Origin of the sequence: Bacillus sp. TL12, from assembly GCF_022625245.1 — a bacterium.
Classification (GTDB): domain Bacteria; phylum Bacillota; class Bacilli; order Bacillales; family Bacillaceae_G; genus Bacillus_A.
The window spans coordinates 1-3,359 of the sequence record NZ_JAJJBY010000111.1 but is presented as its reverse complement, the minus strand read 5'-3'; the positions used below and the strand labels follow the sequence as shown (position 1 = coordinate 3,359).

At 34.6% G+C, this 3,359-nt stretch carries 3 protein-coding genes and 2 pseudogenes; 1 reads left to right on the top strand and 4 read right to left on the bottom strand.

Going from position 1 to position 3,359, the window contains the following annotated elements:
* Positions 1–94: 94 nt before the first annotated feature.
* The 4 genes and pseudogenes from LOK41_RS27670 to LOK41_RS27655 all read right to left on the bottom strand — a co-directional run.
* Positions 95–583, bottom strand: a pseudogene (locus LOK41_RS27670) (hypothetical protein); the annotation flags it as partial.
* A gap of 786 nt (positions 584–1,369) precedes the next feature.
* Positions 1,370–2,161 carry a DUF817 domain-containing protein gene (locus LOK41_RS27665; protein ID WP_241819305.1) on the bottom strand — a complete coding sequence of 264 codons (792 nt, stop codon included), beginning with the start codon at positions 2,159–2,161 and terminating at the stop codon, positions 1,370–1,372.
* 15 nt (positions 2,162–2,176) lie between these two features.
* On the bottom strand, positions 2,177–2,401 hold the full coding sequence (locus LOK41_RS27660) for a helix-turn-helix domain-containing protein (RefSeq protein ID WP_241819304.1): 225 nt from the start codon (positions 2,399–2,401) through the stop codon (positions 2,177–2,179).
* Positions 2,402–2,411: 10 nt separating this feature from the next.
* Entirely contained in the window at positions 2,412–2,888 is a 477-nt protein-coding gene (locus LOK41_RS27655) for a DUF2975 domain-containing protein (protein WP_174103950.1), read from the bottom strand.
* 176 nt (positions 2,889–3,064) lie between these two features.
* Here LOK41_RS27655 and LOK41_RS27650 point away from each other — a divergent pair.
* Positions 3,065–3,279 (top strand): annotated as a pseudogene (locus LOK41_RS27650) (hypothetical protein).
* Positions 3,280–3,359: the final 80 nt, after the last annotated feature.

Genomic DNA, 3,359 nt, shown 5'->3' with positions numbered 1-3,359 from the left:
AGAAATCGAGGACTCTTTTTTATGATTTGAAAGTAAATTTTTGAATAAACGACTATTTTCATTTTGCAAAAAATGAACTGAGTTATAGTAGAGTTTATATATTTACAGCTGTAATTTTACAAGTTGAAATAGCAAATCTATAGTCGGTTGGATCAGATGGATCTATAGATAAAGTACCTATCACTATACCAAGACCTGTTCGTTCCACGTTAAAATTTACTGCAGTAGAACCATTACTTACTAAAAGGTTCACTGTAGAACCGATACGTGTATTTAGTACTTGTCTAATTGGTCGTTCACGACAATCACATTCGCACCCTGAATCTGTAGGTGAAAGTAATGTTATAGGTGGTCCTGGTGGTAAAAATCCTACTCCTATTACATCAGAAATATTGACTACGAAGGTTCCAGTGCTACCTGTAACTGTAACTAAAAAATCATTCACGGAAGCGATAGTGAATAAAAAGAAATGAGGGGGCATGATTGGTTGGTCTGCAATAGTGCCGAGGATCACAGTTTGCCCAATAAGCTGTTGTAAAACATTCTGCATAGGTGAAACACAGCAATTACAAAGACATCCTTTTTTTTCGTTCCTGGAAAAGGAATGGAAATGGGAATAGGAACAAAACAAGGAATCGCACAAGGGTTACAGTTTCTTCTTTTATTTTGGCTCAAGAATAATCACATTCCTTTACTAATAAATCACTTATATAACAATAGGTGCAGAATGATTTCGTTTTTCTTGTATATTTACCTATTATATAAGCTAATTACTTCGGGTTTGTATCTGTTCTCTTAACCATAATTATTTTCTGTAGTGCAGTATTATTTTTACTCACTTCTTTACTCTCCCTCATTCCTGTAAGACACTAGCTTGCTACTCACCTTGTTTATATAAATTAGTGATTAGAATTAGTTTCTTTTCATTAAAAGTCTTTTGTATACCATATACAGGTGAGGTTGCCATAATGTCTCATTATACGCAGTAAATACAGAGATAAGTTTTTGTTGTAATAAGTGAGTTTTTTAGAATTGTTCTTATGTCTCTTATAAGAGCCCTATATTAACTATATAGTCTAATACTTTATTTTAATAAAAAGCTTTTTCGCGAAATGAAACCTATTCATCAGTCTAAAACATTTTTAAAATGAATAATTATATGTGAGATTTCTTGTTCGATGTAATAATTACATCCATACAATGCATGAATCTAAAAGGCTATGTAAGTTGATTTTTGTTGTGGGAAAAATGAAAGGATGTAGTAGAAAAAGAGGGCATATGTAGTACAAAGAAGGGTAGATAAAGCATAAATATTTCTCCTTTATCTATCCTTCTTTAAATTAAAAATGAAGGATGCGAACCTTAACAGTTATAGAGATTGATTCGTATTTACGAAAGTGGAGCTTTTGTCCTTAACCTGCTTTAACGTCGCTACTATAAGAAAGCTAACAATCACTAATAAAAGCCAGGAACTCACCTTTCCGAGATGAACGAGATGCCATGTATCGGTTTGATTAGGATACTTCCAAGCGCCAAAGAACGTTGCAATATTTTCTGCTATCCACATAAAAAATCCGATGAGCACAAAAGAAAGTGCGAGCGGCATACGGTAACGAGTTCCGCCAACCTCGTATGAGACCCATGAACGCCAAAAGACGATAATGACAAGTGCAGATAACCACCAACGAACGTCAATCCAATAATGGTGGGTGAAAAAATTTAAATAAATCGCAGTTGCAAGAGGGACAACTACTAAAAAAGGTGGCCACTTAACGAGTTCAACTTTCAACCTTCTCCACGCTTGGCAAAGATAACTCGCTACACTCGCATACATGAATCCGCTATATAAAGGCACTCCAAAAATTTTAAAATATCCTTCCTCCGGATAAGACCAAGAGCCCATATGTACTTTAAAAAGTTCAAGAGCAAGTCCAATCAGATGGAACAACGTGATAACCTTTAGCTCATCACGTGTTTCAAGCCCAGAATGCACCATCCACCACTGCATCAGAAGACAGATGATGAGCAGCCAGTCATACCGCGTGAGGAAGGGAAGTGGCATGATTTGTGTTAAAGCCAAAGAGGCAAAAATAACGACAGGAAACAAACACGATAGGGCCTGTTCAAAGCCAAAACGAACGAGTTGTTTTAGTGCTCTCATGATTTGCGCCACACTTTATGAATCTTGATTGTCTTCGTCATTTCTGTATTCTAAAATGTCTCCAGGTTGGCATTCTAATGCTTTGCAAATTGCCTCTAAAGTGGAAAAACGAATTGCTTTCGCCTTTCCATTTTTCAATATAGAAAGGTTAGCCATCGTTATTCCAACCCTCTCTGAAAGTTCTGTTACGCTCATTTTTCTTTTAGCCAACATTACATCAATATTGATTATTATTGCCATGTTCATCACCTCAGACCGTTAAGTCATTTTCTGATTTTATATCAATCGCTTCTTTTAACAGTTTTTGAAGAACAGCAGCAAACACTGCAATTACCATTGAAGCAAAAATAACGACTAAGCCGATTACTATAATACCTGGAGCGTCGTCTATCTCTGCCATGAAATAAAAGAATGGCATGCTTACCACATATAAGATACTAATTGTGATTGCACAGTATTTTATATTTTTTAAAGCTCTTACAGATAATTCCGAGAAAGCTTTGTTCTTGTCAATGTAGCTTAGAAGTCGGAACGCCTGATATAACGCAACGAAAAAGGGTATTACTGATATATACATAATGATTAAAATGGGATGTAGTATATGGGCATAATTTGGATTTACTGGATTATTAGCTAACCAAGGTAAGCCAAATATACATAAAGCAAGAATCGGAATTCCAATAAGCATAACAGCGATCTTTAAAAAGAGCGTTGATACTTGTTTCATAAAAAGCACCTCACTTATTTATTCTAAAGTTGAATTTAACATAATGTTTATTGTTTTACAATAAATTTTTATTTATTATAATGATATTTTTGTTGTTAATTAAATGTTAGCTGTAGACAAAGATAAAGATAAAAAGTATTTCTCATTATATGAATGGATTAAGCTGTGACGCTATTGTGAAGAGGAAAGAAATGCGGTTACGTAAAGTACAACACCTTGCTCATGATATTATGGATGAAGTGCATGGGGAAAAGAAAGGGATGTTGAAACTTTATAAAAGGTAATTGACCAACTTTCAGGAGCAATTGGTGATTTAGTGGATACTTCAGGGACTTATTCATTAGATTATTTGGAGAAAAAAGTAAATCATGCACATTCTTTATTGTTTTAAAATGGGGTACCGCCCCATCGCTATCAACTTAAGAGATTTTAATACCCTTAAGTACCAAAAAAACGTCATCCTTTCTAATC